This is a genomic window from Chryseobacterium sp. c4a, from assembly GCF_009900745.1.
In the GTDB taxonomy this organism is placed as follows: Bacteria; Bacteroidota; Bacteroidia; order Flavobacteriales; family Weeksellaceae; genus Chryseobacterium.
Map to the genome: position 1 here is coordinate 144895 of NZ_WXVU01000014.1, position 17132 is coordinate 162026.

Below are 17132 nucleotides of genomic sequence, written 5' to 3' on the forward strand. Positions count from 1 at the left end.
AAAATCTATTCTAAACTTTTCCCCACAACTTTCCAGATCTTTTCTCAAGCTATCCCCAGGTTTTTCCATAATAAAATAACTAATAATGGTTTGTTGGCAAAGTTATCAACAATTGTGAATAAGTGTGTGAATATGCAGGTTTACAGAGATTTATATTGTGAGTTATTTATGAATTATGTACCAGTTGAGTATTATCAACTTTATGCCTAAAACTTATCCCCGTTACTAACAATACATAACAACAACTACATTATTTTTTTTTTATAAAGAGAAAGATTTGTTGATTAATGGGTGATTGGGTTCGGGGAAAGTTTTTGAAAACTTTTATTTCGATCAATCTGTTGAAAAAGTTTAAAACCTTACATTTGTGAAACGAAAAATCAAAGAAGTTTATGGAATTGACCTTGCCGAAATTTGCTGAAATGTAACCTGGGCCGAAGAGGGCAATTCCCTGAAATTTGAAAAAAAATAAATCTAAAGATAAAAATGAAAACAATTAACGACTTCAATTTTAAAGATAAGAAAGCTCTTGTAAGAGTTGACTTCAATGTTCCACAAGATGACCAGTTGAATGTGACTGACAATACCAGAATTGTTGCGGTGAAGCCAACCGTTGAAAAAATCCTTCAGGATGGTGGTTCTGTTATTTTGATGACACACCTTGGAAGACCGAAAGGGGAAGTGAAGGATGAGTTTTCTCTGAAACATATTCTTGGGGAAGTTTCAAATGTTCTTGGACAAGAAGTGAAATTCGTTGATGAATGTATTGGGGAGAAAGCTGAACAGGCTGCTGCTGATTTGAAGCCGGGAGAAATTCTATTATTAGAAAATGTGCGTTTTCACAATGAGGAAGAAAAAGGGGATGAAGGTTTTGCTGAGAAACTTTCAAAATTAGGAGATGCTTATGTAAATGATGCTTTCGGAACTGCACACAGAGCTCATGCTTCTACAGCTGTTATTGCAAAATTCTTTTCACAAACTAAATTTTTCGGTTTGTTAATGGCTAAAGAGCTTCATGCAATCGATAAAGTTTTAAAAAGTGGTGAGAAACCAATCACTGCCATCTTAGGTGGATCTAAAGTTTCTACTAAAATTACTATTATAGAAAATATTCTTCCAGCAGTTGATAATTTGATTATCGGTGGTGGTATGGCCTTCACTTTTATCAAAGCGTTAGGAGGAAAAATCGGAACTTCATTGGTTGAAGATGATAAGCTTCCTCTTGCTTTAGAAATTCTAGCAAAAGCAAAAGAACATAAAGTAAAAGTATATCTTCCGTCTGATGCAATCATCGCTGAAAGCTTCAGTAATGATGTTGAAAGAAAAGAAGTAGATATCTATGCTATTCCTGAAGGATGGATGGGATTGGATGCAGGTCACAAATCAAGAGATCAGTTCAATGATGTATTATTGAATTCAAGAACAATTCTTTGGAATGGTCCTATTGGTGTTTTTGAAATGTCTCATTTTGCAGGTGGAACCATTGCTCTTGGAGACAGTATTGCTGAAGCAACAAGATTGGGAGCTTTCTCTCTAGTAGGAGGTGGAGATAGTGTAGCATTCGTTAAGCAATTTGGATATGCAGATAAAGTAAGTTATGTTTCTACCGGAGGTGGAGCAATGCTTGAAAGTCTTGAAGGACTTGAGCTTCCTGGAGTAGCTGCTATCAATAATTAATAGAGGATAATTTTAAATATTTCGAAGCCTGCTAATAATATTAGCAGGCTTTTTTATGGTTGAATTTTCATTGAGAAATCCTGAATTGACTAAGGGTTTTATAACTTTTAGATATAACCTGAGGTTATATTATGTTTAGGGGTTTTGATTTTGTGAAAGTTACGTTTTAATGCCTTTTAATAAAGGAAAAATTAATGCAGTAAATCTTAATGCAAAAGAGAAATAATAAGATTTATTCAAGTATTTTTATCCATCGGTGATGAAGTTTTTTGTTTGAATTTTATAATTTTTTCATATTCAAAAAAGAACAGATTTCAGTAGGTGAAACTACTTTTTTTCTTATTTTTTTGGAACATCTATGGAAGGATTTTCGGCACAGAAATATCGTTTATTTTTCATTTTACGGACTGAAAATATAAGGCAGATGAGTTGTTTTTTTCTTACAATTAAAAATAAAACACTTGATTACTTACAGAAGAAAAATAGGTTTTGAAATTCTGGGTTAGGATGCAAGCTGCATCATGTGAGTAGAAGATCTATATTCATTTTTCTTTGATCGTTGGTTTAGGAATTTTATTCAAATCATTATCTAGGAGTTTTTTAAGGGAAAATCTATGTTGTTTATTATTTCTATTGAATTTTTTGAATGAGCTTAGAAAGAACAGTCATTTAACATACCTGAATTTCTTTTAAATGAATTAGAGTTAATAATCTGATTTATAGATATTCATATTAACATTTATACATTATGATCCATAATTTCTATATTACTATTTAATGGTTTTTTATGATTGTTTTATATGATTGTATTTACCTGTAAATGAGTTTTTAAGCATAATTATTTGTGTAATTTTTATTCTTTTTATTTTATAATTTATGCTATTTCTTGTCTTATATGGATTTTATTTTATTATGCCTCTTATTCTTGGTTGTAATATCTTGTAAATCAATGACCAAGCTTGTTTTTATTGTATGAATTAAGAGTTTTTAAGGTTAATATTGGAAGAGAATTGAAATTTTTTACATTATTTTTTTTGGAAATTTGTAATTTTTGTATTTCACGTGTTATGATTCGGTAGGCAATTAAGAATTGTTTCGTAAATTAATTTGTTTTAAATGATTGAGGTTCCCAAATTCAATTAAATTATTTTTTCAAATTTGAATAAACCATAGCAAAGTCAATTCTAAAAATTTTTCTCAAGTATTTTTTTCTTAGTAATAAATTTTTCATTTTTACAGGAGAGGGGAGGGAAATCAACTTTGATTTTTTAAATTGGAAATTTTAAGCTCCATTTAAAATCTAAATTGCATTACTCATGATCTTCAAAATAATTTTTTGTAAAACGCGGAAAAATTGACCTTCAGAAATGCTTTAAAAATCGAAAAACTATTATTTCTTGAGTATTTATATATAAATTGAAAATAAAGGCTAAAAAGATGTGTTTTTGTAAGAATTAGTGTTCTGAAATTGAATATTTACTTTTTTTTGAAGCTAATTTCGCTACTTTTTCCAGAATCTACATTATTTTGAATCTTTCAGGATTTTGTTGATGCTCATACCTTCATTTAAAAAATATGTTTTGCTAAAAGTGGAGTAGGGGAGTAGGAAAATATTTTTTTGAAATTTATTTCAATTTTTAAAATGAAACTGAGATTAGAATAAGTAAGGTGATTGAAAAAAATAAAAACTCAGAGAAGAATTCCCTGAGTTTTCAATTTTTTTTTGCTTAAACCCTGAAAATTGACCTTCAGAAATGGTTCAAAAATCGATTTTCTATCTTTTTTCGATAATATATATCAAACTTGAAAATTCGTTCGAAAAAAGGGCTTTTATGTTCGAAATTGTTCCGTAGATGGTTGCTTTTAGCCAGAATAGAGGTGATTTTTTATATTTTTCGCTCAACATAGAGATGTAGTAAGCATCAAGAACCAAAGGTTTGATTTTTCTCATTTTCCAATCAGATTTTTTAGAAATCAAATTTTCCATTCCATTTTTTGAAAAATGATAAATATGTCTTGGCACATCATAAGCTGCCCAATATTCTTTATAATGTTTTGCATCATAAGAAGTAGGATTGGGAACAGCAATAATAAGAATTCCTTTATCTTTTAATTTACTGTTGAAAATATTCAGCATTTCATTCTGGTTTTCGATATGTTCAAATACATGCCATAAGGTAATTGCATCTAAACTTTTATCTTCAATTTTTTGAATGTCATCCAGAATTTTTGCTTTGGTAATTTTTCCTTGAGCTGCTTTTCTTGCATCCGCATCGGGTTCAAATCCTAAAGTTTCAAAATTATTTTCTATATACTTTACAAATTCTCCGGCACCGCATCCATAGTCTAAAACTTTAGAGCCTTTTTTAATTCTGTCCACCAGAATATTTTTCTTGTACTGCAAATTAAAAGACTGAAGAAATTTGTATAGTTTTTCTTTTAAGCTTCCTGAATCCTGATGATGAGAAATGTAATCTTCACTTTCGTAATATTTAGAAATGTTGGATGGAATAGGGGAGGTTTTATATACTCCCTTTGTTTCTGTTTCTTTAATTTCAAATATTTCCTGTGAAAGAAAATGATCTTTTATTTTCATTGAAGTTGAAATCTGTTATAATTTAAAAAATTAAGATACTCATAAGTATTGAAAGCTTATAAGTACCTTAATTTTTGTTTTTATTGTAAGAAATGTTTCACGTGAAACATTTTATTTTTAACGTCCTAAATACACTAGTAAAACGTTTATGTCAGCAGGAGAAACACCGCTTATCCTTCCTGCCTGTGCAATTGTTTTAGGACGTACGTTAGACATCTTCTGTTTTGCTTCTGCAGAAAGGCTTGAAAGGTTTGCGTAATCAAAATTTTCTGGGATTTTAATATTTTCCAGACGGTTTAGTTTGGCTACATTTTCCTTCTCTTTTTCAATATATCCTTTATACTTAATGTTGATTTCAGCTTGTTCTCTCACTTCATCATTGAATTGAGAAGAAGTTTCTTTAATGAAATCAATTTCATCAAGTTTTTCTAGATTCATATTAGGTCTTGTAAGAATCTGAGCAGCTCTATAGGCTTGATCTACAGGACTACTTTCTATTGAAGCTAAAATAGGGTTAATAACACCTGGCTTTAAAGAAGTTTCACGTAAAAACTCTTCAAGTTGCTGACTTTCAGCTATTTTAGTTTCTACTCTTCTTAATCTTTCTTCTTTTGCTAATCCAAGTTGGTAAGCCTTCTCAGTTAATCTGATATCAGCATTGTCCTGTCTCAATAAAAGTCTGTATTCTGCACGTGAAGTAAACATTCTATATGGTTCTTCAGTTCCTTTTGTAATAAGGTCATCAATTAGAACACCAATATAAGCTTCATCTCTGTTCAGAATAAATTCATCTTTTTCATGAACTTTATTATGAGCATTGATTCCGGCAATCAGACCTTGGCCTGCTGCTTCTTCATATCCTGTAGTTCCGTTGATCTGTCCTGCGAAATATAAATTATCAATTAATTTTGTTTCCAGAGTATGCTTCAACTGGGTAGGAGGGAAGTAGTCATATTCAATAGCGTACCCCGGACGGAAAACTTTTACATTCTCAAATCCTGGAATATGTTTCATTGCTTTAATCTGTACATCCTCCGGAAGAGAAGAACTGAATCCGTTTACATAGATCTCTACCGTTTTCCATCCTTCCGGTTCTACGAAAAGCTGATGTCTGTTTCTTTCTGCAAAACGATTAATTTTATCTTCAATACTTGGACAATATCTTGGACCTAAACTTTGAATCGTACCATTAAACATTGGACTTCTATCGAAACCTTCACGAAGAATATCGTGTACCGTTTCGTTAGTATATACAATATGACAACTTAATTGTTTGGTTAATTTTGGAGTATCAAGATAGCTGAACTTTTGAGGATTTTGATCTCCTTTCTGTTCTTCCATTTTTGAATAATCCAAACTTCTTCCATCAACTCTTGGTGGAGTACCGGTTTTCATTCTTCCGGCTTCGAAACCTAAAGAGACTAATTGTTCGGTAATACCAAATGCTCTTGGTTCACCCATTCTTCCACCGCCTAATTGTTTATCGCCAACGTGAATTAATCCGTTCAAAAAAGTTCCGTTGGTAAGAACTACAGATTTTGCTTTAATCTCAATTCCTAAAGAAGTAACAACTCCGGTTACTTTATTATTTTCAACAATCAGTTGTTTCACCATATCCTGAAAGAAATCAAGATTGGGAGTATTCTCTAATGCTAAACGCCATTCTTCGGCAAAAAGCATTCTGTCATTCTGGGTTCTTGGAGACCACATGGCAGGACCTTTTGAAAGATTCAGCATTTTGAATTGGATGGCAGATTTGTCTGCTACGATTCCGGAGTATCCACCCATTGCGTCAATCTCTCTTACGATTTGTCCTTTTGCGATTCCACCCATTGCCGGGTTGCAACTCATCTGTCCGATGGTCTGCATATTCATTGTAACCAATAGTGTTTTTGAACCCAGGTTAGCTGCCGCTGCTGCTGCTTCACATCCTGCGTGTCCTGCACCTACTACGATTACATCATATATTTCTGAAATCATTTTTATCTTGCTTGTTTAAGCTTAAACCTTAACTTTAATCCCTAATGTTTCACGTGAAACATTTTTGAAGAATGCACTCTAAGTAAATTTATATTGTTGCTAGAATTGAGCACTTTAGATATTAGACTTAAAGTATTATTTAATCTAATTGTTTAAATCCCTATACTTCGTTAAATATAAATCTTCCATTCTTCGCATCTCTTTTTCTTCTTCTTCCGTCTTGTCTTTATAGCCTATAAGGTGTAAAATTCCATGGGCTAAAACTCTTCTTAATTCATCTTCATAATCTCGGGAAAGGGTAGAAGCGTTATCGGAAATGCGCTGCAAAGATACGAAAATCTCAGCGCTTATTGTCTTGCCTTTTACATAATCAAAAGTGATAATGTCAGTATAATAATCATGCTGTAAATAATCCTGATTGATCTTCAAAAGATATTCATCATCACAGAAAATGTAGTTGATTTCTCCTAGTTTTTTTCCTTCTGAAAGAATCAAATCTTCCAGCCATTGTTTGTAATTTGTATCTACCGACTCTGGTAAATTTTCGTAAAAGAATTGTATCATTGTATTAAAACCAGTGTCCTAAAATAACACTGAATATGCCTTTTTGATTGTTTTTTAATGAGTGGCTGAAGTTCACTTTAATCTGCCCAAAAGGAGATTTATATCCAGCCGTAATACCCAACGAACTATAATTTACTTTAACTGCATCCTCAAATTTAATATCATTTGAAAGGTTGGCAAAGCTAAAGTTTCCGCTGATAAAATAGTTTTTATTAAACTTAAATTGAAGATCATTAGATGCCAATATTACATTATTAGTATATAATTGGGCAAAATAAAATCCTCCAAAGCTTTTAAAATTAAGAACATTTTGTTCAAAAATTCCTCCTAGTCTGTATTGATAATAGGGTGGAAGATGCTCTCCAAGAGTGATTCCCCCGAATAAATTAAGACGATAAGTGAATTGTTTTCCCAGTGGAATATTAATCTTTAAATCTGCTTTTATCTGAACGATTCTTTTTTCAACTTCAGATTTTAAAAGATCTATTACCTTTCCTTCAGCAGCAAAATAGATTCCTTTGGTTGGAAATTCTTTGTCATCCTGTGTATCTGTCTTTAGGAAGATATAAGGGTTTAAAAAGCGGCCGTAACGTCTGTTATCGCCATTAATTTCAGCTTTAAAGTAATCGTGGCTTATACCACCCCCAATAGCGAATTTATCTTTCCAAACGGATTGTATATAAGCTTCATTTCTTGCCCATTCCCATTTATCAATAATATTATTATCTGCATTTTTCAGATCAAAGCTCATTCCTGATGAATAAATACCAAATCCTGGAATATAGCCGTTGTCAATAAAGTAATTTAGGTAATATCTCAATTTATCACCTACTATCACATCTACTGAAAGATTGGAGTTTTTAAATAAAAGCCTTTTTGCCGAGTAGTTCAGCAGCAATCCTGTTTTAAATACTTCATCATAATGCAAACCGAATCTTAAAAAATGTCTGGCATCATCTTCGGTTACATAAAGCTTTAAATAATTAGCGTCGTTTTCCTGAACGATATCGTAGTTAATGAATTTATAATTGTTGGTAGCAACCAGTTTATCCACCATCTTATTGATATTTCCATACGTTTGAAGTGAGGGGAGACGTAATCCCATTTTCCCCAGAGTATAGTTTTTTCCGTAAATTTTACTTCCTTCTATAGAAATACTGTCTATCTTATATACATTGGAATATATTGGATTTACACGCTGTCTAAGACGATCAAAAGGACGTTTAGGCAATTGATCCAAAACCTGGGTATATTTTAAACCTTCTACATAGCCGCTGTCCAGAATTTTTTTCTTTTCGTCATAGCTTGTAGCAGACATTCCTTTAAGATTAGGTTTAATATTAATGTCTGTGTATTTATATTGTTTTCTCGTATCTCTTTTGATCCCGAAATCAATAACCTGGTTTAGAATCGATATAATGTTGTTTAAATCTTCTCTTTTGGATAGATCCTGGTTTAGATCCACACCGATAACAATGTCAATTCCACGATCCTTTAATGGCTTTGATGGATAATTAACCGTCATGGCTCCATCAATATAAATACTGTCACCAATTTTAACAGGATCCATTAAGGATGGAAAGGCAGAACTGGCCATAATAGACTGTACCAAATCTCCCTTTTCAAAGATTTGCATATTGCCACTTTCAAGGTTAGTAGCAACACATAAAAAAGGAATAGGCATCTTAGAAAAGTCTTCAATGTTGGCAACATTTTTTAAAAGTTCTTTCAGAAGATAAACGTTTCTTTGTCCTGTACTGATAGAAGAAGGAAGGGTAATTTTTCCATTTTTTAATGGAATGGATAAAAGATATTTGTCAACTGATTTGTTGAAAAAACTGGCTTCCTGTCTGGATTTTGGATCCATAATTAAAGAATAGAAATCCGTATCCATTACGATTTTTTCTATTTCCTTACCGGAATATCCGGAAGCATACAGACCACCAACAATGGCTCCCATGCTGGTTCCGGCAATATAATCCACCTTTACTCCTAATGAATCTAATACTTTAAGCACTCCTACATGTGAAAAACCTTTGGCACCACCACCGGCAAGCGACAGTCCTATTTTGGGGTTCTTCGGAATCACCAGGTCTTTTTTTACCTGAGATTGGATCCATAGTAATGGGAATATGAAAAGAAGAATCAGGAGTTTTCTCATAGTTAATCTTTTATATAAATCCGTTTCACCCGAGGCGAAATGGATGTTAATACTTCATAGGTTATCGTTTTGCAGTATCCTGCGAATTCTTTTAAACTTGGTTTTGCATTAAAGACGGTTACCATGTCACCTTCCTTTACATTAGGAACATCTTCCACGTTAATCATCATCATATCCATGCAGATATTTCCAACGATCGGAACTAATGTTTTGTTTACTCCCAGGCTTCCGACCTGATTTCCGATCAGTCTTGGAATGCCATCAGCATAACCTACAGGAATGGTAGCAATCTTTGTAAGGTGATCTGCTTTAAATCTTCTGCTATATCCAACAGATTCATCATTTTCAACCATTGATATCTGTGAAATTACGGTTTTAAAGCTTACCACAGACTGTAATTGTTTCTGAATTTCAATATCTGGAGATTCTCCAAGCATTCCAATACCAATCCTTACCATATCATATTGATGATCTGTATAGCTTGTTATTCCTGAAGAATTTAAAATATGACGGATAGGAGCATAGCCTATTTTTTCGATCAGTTGATTGGAATTTTCATCAAATGTCTTTAATTGATTTAATGTGAATTCTTTTTCTTCAGGAACATCAGAAGATGATAAGTGACTGAAAAGACTTTGAACTTTAAGATTTTTCTGACTTAAAGTTTCACTCAATTGATCCAGTTCAAAACCTTTAAATCCTAGGCGGTGCATTCCTGTTTCCAGTTTAATATGGATCGGATACTTTTTGTCATACCCTGATTTTTGTACAGCTTCATAGAATAATTCTAAAACTCTGAAACTATAAATTTCCGGCTCCAGGTTGTATTCTATGATCGTTTGATAACTGTGTTGTTCTGGATTCATCACCACAATAGGAGTGGTGATTCCTTTTTTTCTAAGCTCTACACCTTCATCAGCAAAAGCTACCCCTAAATAATCGATATGATGATGCTGTAAGAATTCTGAAATTTCATAACTCCCCAAACCGTAAGCATTGGCTTTTACCATAGCCATCATTTTTGTTGTTGGTTTCAGCAGAGATTTGTGGTAATTGATATTATGAAGAATCGCGTTCAGATTAATTTCTAAAACTGTATCATGCTTCCTAAGTTCAAGGACATCTTTTAATTTTTCGATTTCAAATTTTCTGGCACCTTTCAGAAGAATAATCTGATTTTCGATTTCAGAAAGATGTTTACTTTCGATAAGTTCTTTGGTATCGATGAAAGTGTATATTTTAGATTTAAATAATTCACTGAATTTTGAAATTTCATTGCCAATTAGAAAGACAGAGTCAAAATTTTGCTCATTCACCAATTCGGATACTTCCTCATATAATTCCTTTGAGTTGGCATTCACCCCTACGATGTCTGTTAAGACCAAAGATTTTTTCGGTTTGTTGTATTCCTTCAAAAATTGAAGAGCTGTTTTCAAAGAATCGAGGTCAAGGTTGAAGGAATCGTTAATAACAATATTGCCCTTAATTCCTTCAATCGCTTCAAGCCTCATTTCGACGGCTTTTAAAAGGTTGATTTTTTCGACGATCTTTTTATTTTCGACCTGTAACACCTTGAGGACTGCGATAAGCGCCGTAGCATTGGTTAATGTCGATTCGTCTCTCTGATGAGCCGGAAAACTGATTTCTTCACCAAAATATTCAACAATGATGTTTTCATCCTTCGTATTTTTTTTGATGAAGACTTGATTTTCTTTTTTGAACCCGTAAGAGATTAATTTTTTATCTGAATATAAATTTTTTATTTTCTGATCTACTAAAGAATGGTCACCATTATAAATGATGATCTCAGAATCTTTGAAAAGCTTGATCTTTTCATCAATCAATTCCTCTTCGGAAGAAAAGTTAGCTGCGTGAGCATTTCCGATATGGGTTAATAATCCGATTTGAGGATGGAAAATATGTTCAAGCTTTTCCATTTCGTTAGGATGAGAAATTCCGACTTCAAAAATTCCCAGCTCGTGAGAATCGTTTATTTGAAGAAGAGAAAGGGGAAGTCCTATCTGAGAATTAAAACTTTTCGGACTTTTTACAGTAGGGAATTCATTCCAGAGACATTGGTACAACCATTCCTTTACAATGGTTTTTCCATTACTTCCTGTGATTCCGATGGATCGTAAATGAGAATTTTCAAAGTGATACTTGGCCAATTGTTGTAGAAAATCCACGGAATTCTTAACAATGATCCATGTTATATTTTCAAACTGTGGATACTGATGTTCAGAAATAATAATATTGATGCCCCTGTCTATAGCAGCTTCAATAAATTTTTCACCAGAATTTTTATGGGTATTAATAGCAATGAAAGCAGTATTCCTGATGGAGTAAATAATCCTGCTATCATAGGCTATATTTTTAACCACTAAATTATTATCTCCAATAACCTGTGCATTGGTGATCTCTGCAATTTGTTGTACTGTATAGTTCATTGGTACCCTTTCTGCTTTATTTTAAGGCGAAATTGCAAAAAGGTAAAATTGCAAAGAGGGTAGAAGAGCTATTTGCTAAGCAGATCTCCTTTTGGAATTTTACAATATTGCTTTTTCGTTTTTCATTTATATTAAGTGAATATATTTTATGATATCAAGCTTTTATTATTGATTACTTCCTTTTTGAAAGCACTTCATCAATAAAAACACGACGGCTTACGGCTTCATAGCTTTCGGTTTCTCCCAGCTCTACCAGATTGTCTCCTTGGGAAGTCCTCATGGAATAGTTGGCAAGATTACCTGTTCTCTTGCAAATAGCATGCACCTTTGTGACATATTCTGCGGTTGCCATCAAATTGGGCATTGGCCCGAAAGGACGGCCCAGGAAATCCATGTCTAATCCTGCAATTACCACTCGGATACCATTGTTAGCCAGTTGATTGGCAATGTCAACAATGCTTTCATCAAAAAACTGTGCTTCATCTATTGCTACTACATCACAATTGGATGCCAATAGAAGAATCTCACTAGGATTATCTACTGCGGTACTGCGGATTTTATTCTGATTATGAGAAACAACGTCCTCTTCAGAATACCGGATATCCAGTTTCGGTTTAAAAATTTCCACATTTTGTCCTGCCATTTCTGCTCTACGTAATCTTCGGATCAACTCCTCGGTTTTACCCGAAAACATAGAGCCACAAATCACTTCCATCCAACCACTTTGTTTGGAATGATTAATTGTATTTTCTAAAAACATTTGTTAAATTAGCCGTATATTTTCAACATCAAAAGTAAGCAATTTTAATAAGAATCTTATCATGCAAAATATCCAAGATTTAAAGGAAAAGATTTTATTTGAGGCCAAGAATATCATTGATAATCTTGACAAAATAAATAACGTAGATGAATTACTTTCCAAGCAAGATCTTGTAGATGAGCTTGCTAACAGGATTTCTTTTTTGAAATTACTGGAAAAGAATATCGAATATTTCGTAACAGAAGAACCGGTTCTACACTCGGATAGTCTTCCTATTTCTTTTGCTTCCGGTGAAGCAGATCACCATCATCATGATTCAGGAAATGAAGTAACAGAAGAAGAAGCTATTTTTAATAATGAGCTGAATGAAATTGATGAGCATGAAAATGACAATTTCATCAATGGTCTGGATGATGATGAAGCTTTTAACAATCAACTTAATCATATTGTTGAAAATGAATTCCATGAAAATATTATCAGTTTTGTAGCTGAAAATAATGAAGAAAGACCTGTAGAAAATTTTCAGAATTCAGTTGATTCTGAGAAGGTAACAGAAGAGGAGGCAATTTTCAATAATCAATTGAACGAAATTGATGAAAACGAACATCATATTGCTCAGGAAGCCGTTGTAAGCTTTGTGGATGAAGAAAAAATCCTTGCTGATGCTCAACCGGATTCAGACGATGATATCAATGAAGATATGTTTGAAGATGAAGTGACTGAGGAAGAAGCGATCTTTAATAATCAGCTGAATGAAATAGACACTGAAGAAGAAGTTGAGGATAAAAAAGAGGTAGATTTTGCAGAAGTAAATGATACCAGAGAAAATAAAGTAAGAGAAACTATTCCAAGTATTTTCGATACTGAAATGCTTGATGATGAAATGCTGATTGAAGAGAATGAAGAACAATTCGTAGCTTCCAACATCTCTTTAGAACAGGGAGAACTGGCTACCGAAACTTCCAATGTTGAAAATATCCTGAATGACATTAAGAACGATCATTCTGAAGAAAAAAAACAGGAAGAAAAAGTTCTCGCTGAAGTATATGACAGAAGAAAAATTGTTGAAATAGATAAACCTGTTCCCGAAGAAACAGATAGACATCCTTCTGATGAAAGTTTTGAAGACTTAGACGAATATCATCAGGAGAAAAAAATAAAATTAGCCAATATCAAAGGATTGAAAGCTGTTCAGACCCTGTTTGATGATGATCCGCTGGAAAGAGAGTTTCCAAAAGAAAATCATCCTGAAACCTTAAAAGAAGATGCAGGAAGTATTCTTAAATCTAATATCCCTACCAACTTTATGGAAGCTGATAAGCCTAAACCGGAGTTGAGATTGGATTTGAATGACAGAATAGCTTTTTCAAAAATGTTATTTGAAGGAAGCCAGGCAGATTTGAATGATACGGTTGCACAGTTAAATCATTTCAGAACATTAGAGGAAGCCAAGGAATATCTGAGCGACCTTTACTATGAAAGAAAATGGAATAAAGTGGATGAATATGCTCAGCGACTTTGGATATTGGTGGAAAATAAATTCTTATAATTTTGAGCGGAATCCTATATTTTGTTCCCACACCCGTTGGGAACCTGGAAGATATGACTTTCAGGGCAGTAAATGTCCTTAAAGATGTAGATTATATATTATGTGAAGACACAAGAACTTCCGGAATACTTTTAAAACATTTTGAAATTTCCAAGCCTTTAAAATCTTATCATTTACACAATGAACATCAGGCAACGGAAAAAGTAATTACAGACCTTAAAAATGGTCAGAATATCGCGATCATTACCGATGCAGGAACTCCTGGAATTTCAGATCCTGGATATTTATTGGCAAAAGCAGGAGCAGATAACGATATCGAAATGATATGCCTACCTGGAGCAACAGCTTTGATTCCGGCTTTAGTGGTTTCCGGACTTCCGAATAATGAGTTTTTATTTGCAGGGTTCTTACCACAAAAGAAAGGAAGACAAACCAAGCTAAAACAACTGGCAGAAGAAAAGAAAACCATTGTTCTGTACGAAAGTCCACACAAGATCAATACCACATTAGAACAAATCAAAGAATTCTTCGGAGAGCATACAAAAGCTAGCTTAAGCAGAGAGATTTCCAAGAAATTTGAAGAAACTAAACGTGGAACAATCAATGAATTAATTGAATTTTCCAAGAGTAAAACTTTAAAGGGCGAGATTGTTCTTATTGTCAATAATTCTATTTAATTTTAATTGAAAAAAATAGTTTTTGTATTGTGTTCTACGATTTGTATGGCGCAAACGAACCAATACAGTAAGGTTCTCCTTTCCAAAAAAACAGGGAAGGAGGTAAGTTCTTATTCTGATGGTTTTGGGATAGCGTATGATCCTGTTTCCAAAAAACAGGGCATTGTAGATGCTAAAGGAAATATAACTTTTGAATCACCTTATAAGGGCGGACTTTCCCATATTTTTAAAAACAGGTTTATTCTTTATTCTGAGGAAGGAAACAGAAGAAAATCAGCAATTATTGATGAAAAAGGAAATGAGTTGATTCCATTTGAAGATCAGGACTTCAATACACCTTGGTGGAGTAAAGAACGTATTATCGCTTCCAGGCAGGGAAAAGAGGTGGTTTATGACTATAATGGAAAGCTCGTTATTCCAGATTCAGACAAAATCCGATTTGCAGGAAAGGATGCCTTCTTTGTTTTAAAAGATAAAAAATGGTTTCTGTATGATTTTAATGGAAAACAGCTTAGCGACAGAGAATTTAAAGATGATTACAGTTTTGAAAATGGTAAGGCTCTTACTCTCAATGAAGAAAATCAAAGTGAGATTATTGGGAAAAACGGACAAACCTTGCATAAGTTTTCAAAGAATGTAGTAGATATAAATGCTTATCCTTATTTGATTACCAGAAATAAGGCAACCGGAAAATATGGTTTAATTGATACTGAAGATAACATTCTTGTGGATGAAATCTACAGCGAAATTACTCCGGAATATTTTGGTAAGAAAGAATTCATCTATCTCAGAAAGAAAAATAAAACAACCGTTTTTTATAAGAAAGATCAGAAGCTTTATCCGAATAATTTTAACTATTTGTATGCATTGTCTAACAACCTTTTCAGAGTTTACAAGGATAAATCAGACCAATCGGGAATTGTTGATCTGCAGGGCAATATAGTTGTTCCTCAGGAATATGATTTTATTAAAAATTTTACCGTTTCCGGAAAGGATTTTATCTATCTTAAAAAGGGAAGTGAGGAAAAACTTTTAGATAAAGAATTGCATAATATACTGAATGAAGGTGATCAGATTGTAGGTTTTTATCCTGAGAATATGATTATCAAGAGACAAGATCAGTATTATCGTTTTTCTGTACATAATAAATCTGTCACTGAGCTTAAAGGAATCAAGCAGGTCAAAGGGCAGAATGCGGAATATTTTAATATTTTAAATGAATATTCAAAGCCACTTGTCTGTATGAACAATGATCATCTGTATGGCATTCTGGATGCAAAGGGGATAGAAATTGTTCCTTTTACCTATGAAGATATTATTGCTTTTGAAAACTTTGAAAATGAAATTGTTGTAAAGAAAGAAGGAAAATATGGGGTTTTAAATTTTCAAAATGAGCCATTAACAGATATTATTTATGATAAATTTATCTGGATGAAGGAAGTATTGAAATTGAATAATGATAAAAAAACAGACTTAATATATTTCACCAGATTTAGAAATGATATGGCTGAACTTTAATAAAATGATAGAAATTTAACAAAAAAGTTCAGTATTTTTATGTTTTCAAGGTGTTGAATAACAATTTATAATATCTTTGCAAACCGTTTAATTCTGAAAAAGAATTATTGTACTAAGTGAGTCAGCTTTCACTAGCTGAATGAGTTATAAAAAAATAATCGTCAAGAGATATGAAATTATTAGAAGGAAAAGTAGCACTAATTACCGGAGCTACAAGAGGAATCGGGAAGGGTATTGCTGAAATGTATGCTCAACAAGGAGCAAAAGTAGCATTTACTTATGCCGGTTCTGTAGACAAAGCTAAAGAATTAGAAGCAGCTTTAAGTTCTGTAACCCAAATTAAAGGATATCAGTCTGACGCGTCAGATTATGATGCTGCTCAAAAATTGGTAGAAGAAGTAATGGCAGAGTTTGGGCAAATTGATATTTTGGTAAACAATGCTGGGATTACAAAAGATAACTTATTATTGAGAATGTCTAAAGAAGATTGGGATCAGGTGATCAAAGTAAACCTGGATTCAGTTTTCAACCTTACTAAAGCGGTTATTAAGCCGATGATGAAGGCTAGATCAGGATCTATTATTAATATGACTTCTGTAGTAGGAATTCAAGGACATGCTGGACAGGCAAACTATGCTGCTTCTAAAGCTGGTGTTATTGGATTTACAAAATCTGTTGCCTTAGAATTAGGTTCTAGAAATATCAGATGTAATGCTATTGCTCCAGGATTCATTGAGACAGAAATGACTGCTATTTTAGATGAAAAAATAGTTAATGAATGGAGAGAAGGAATTCCAATGAAAAAAGGAGGGCAGCCTGCTGATGTTGCGAATGCTTGCGTTTTCTTAGGAAGCGAAATGGCATCATACATTACCGGACAAACATTAAACGTTGACGGTGGAATGTTAACTTAAAAATATAAGAGGCTGTACATTTTGTACAGCCTCTTTTTTATTTCTTGTCCCGTCCTGAAATAAGTTGACAACTAATCGACTTATTTATGAAACATCAAGGATTAACAAGAGAAAAGCGTACACAAAAGGACTATAGTATAGCCTTTAAATTAAGAATTGTTTCTCAAGTAGAAAACGGCGATTACACTTACAAGCAGGCTCAAAAAGAGTATGGTATTCAGGGAAAGAGTACCGTTTTGGTTTGGTTGCGAAGATATGGTAACTTAGAGTGGAGTAAACCCAAACTTCA

At 33.1% G+C, this 17132-nt stretch carries 12 protein-coding genes; 6 read left to right on the top strand and 6 right to left on the bottom strand.

Translation table 11 applies throughout. The annotated features are described in order from the left end of the window. The first annotated feature begins 486 nt into the window (after positions 1-486). Positions 487-1677: a phosphoglycerate kinase gene (locus GTR01_RS17715; protein WP_160139097.1), complete on the top strand. Its 1191-nt coding sequence runs from the start codon at positions 487-489 to the stop codon at positions 1675-1677. A 1774-nt stretch (positions 1678-3451) separates the two neighbouring features. Here the strand turns inward: GTR01_RS17715 and GTR01_RS17720 are convergent. The 6 genes from GTR01_RS17720 to GTR01_RS17745 form a co-directional block, all read right to left on the bottom strand. Next, positions 3452-4273 carry a class I SAM-dependent methyltransferase gene (locus GTR01_RS17720; protein ID WP_160139098.1) on the bottom strand — a complete coding sequence of 274 codons (822 nt, stop codon included), beginning with the start codon at positions 4271-4273 and terminating at the stop codon, positions 3452-3454. A 117-nt stretch (positions 4274-4390) separates the two neighbouring features. Continuing rightward, on the bottom strand, positions 4391-6253 hold the full coding sequence (gene mnmG, locus GTR01_RS17725; protein WP_160139099.1) for a tRNA uridine-5-carboxymethylaminomethyl(34) synthesis enzyme MnmG: 1863 nt from the start codon (positions 6251-6253) through the stop codon (positions 4391-4393). A gap of 144 nt (positions 6254-6397) precedes the next feature. After that, positions 6398-6817 (bottom strand): rRNA maturation RNase YbeY, encoded by a 420-nt coding sequence (gene ybeY / locus GTR01_RS17730; protein ID WP_160139100.1) that lies wholly within the window; start codon positions 6815-6817, stop codon positions 6398-6400. A 4-nt stretch (positions 6818-6821) separates the two neighbouring features. Next, positions 6822-8978: a patatin-like phospholipase family protein gene (locus tag GTR01_RS17735; RefSeq protein WP_160139101.1), complete on the bottom strand. Its 2157-nt coding sequence runs from the start codon at positions 8976-8978 to the stop codon at positions 6822-6824. A gap of 2 nt (positions 8979-8980) precedes the next feature. Continuing rightward, on the bottom strand, positions 8981-11425 hold the full coding sequence (locus GTR01_RS17740) for a bifunctional UDP-N-acetylmuramoyl-tripeptide:D-alanyl-D-alanine ligase/alanine racemase (RefSeq protein ID WP_160139102.1): 2445 nt from the start codon (positions 11423-11425) through the stop codon (positions 8981-8983). 172 nt (positions 11426-11597) lie between these two features. Further along, positions 11598-12185: a thymidine kinase gene (locus GTR01_RS17745; RefSeq protein ID WP_129058913.1), complete on the bottom strand. Its 588-nt coding sequence runs from the start codon at positions 12183-12185 to the stop codon at positions 11598-11600. A gap of 61 nt (positions 12186-12246) precedes the next feature. Between GTR01_RS17745 and GTR01_RS17750 the strand changes: the two genes are divergently transcribed. The 5 genes from GTR01_RS17750 to GTR01_RS17770 form a co-directional block, all read left to right on the top strand. After that, the gene (locus GTR01_RS17750) at positions 12247-13734 is read left to right on the top strand and encodes a hypothetical protein (RefSeq protein WP_160139103.1); all 1488 of its coding nucleotides are present in this window, start codon (positions 12247-12249) and stop codon (positions 13732-13734) included. 2 nt (positions 13735-13736) lie between these two features. Further along, entirely contained in the window at positions 13737-14411 is a 675-nt protein-coding gene (gene rsmI, locus GTR01_RS17755) for a 16S rRNA (cytidine(1402)-2'-O)-methyltransferase (protein ID WP_160139104.1), read from the top strand. A gap of 45 nt (positions 14412-14456) precedes the next feature. Next, entirely contained in the window at positions 14457-15929 is a 1473-nt protein-coding gene (locus GTR01_RS17760) for a WG repeat-containing protein (protein WP_160139105.1), read from the top strand. A gap of 170 nt (positions 15930-16099) precedes the next feature. Then, the gene (gene fabG, locus GTR01_RS17765; RefSeq protein ID WP_160139106.1) at positions 16100-16843 is read left to right on the top strand and encodes a 3-oxoacyl-[acyl-carrier-protein] reductase; all 744 of its coding nucleotides are present in this window, start codon (positions 16100-16102) and stop codon (positions 16841-16843) included. Positions 16844-16929: 86 nt separating this feature from the next. Next, positions 16930-17132: helix-turn-helix domain-containing protein (locus GTR01_RS17770; protein ID WP_160138393.1), on the top strand; the 203-nt coding region annotated here is incomplete at its 3' end.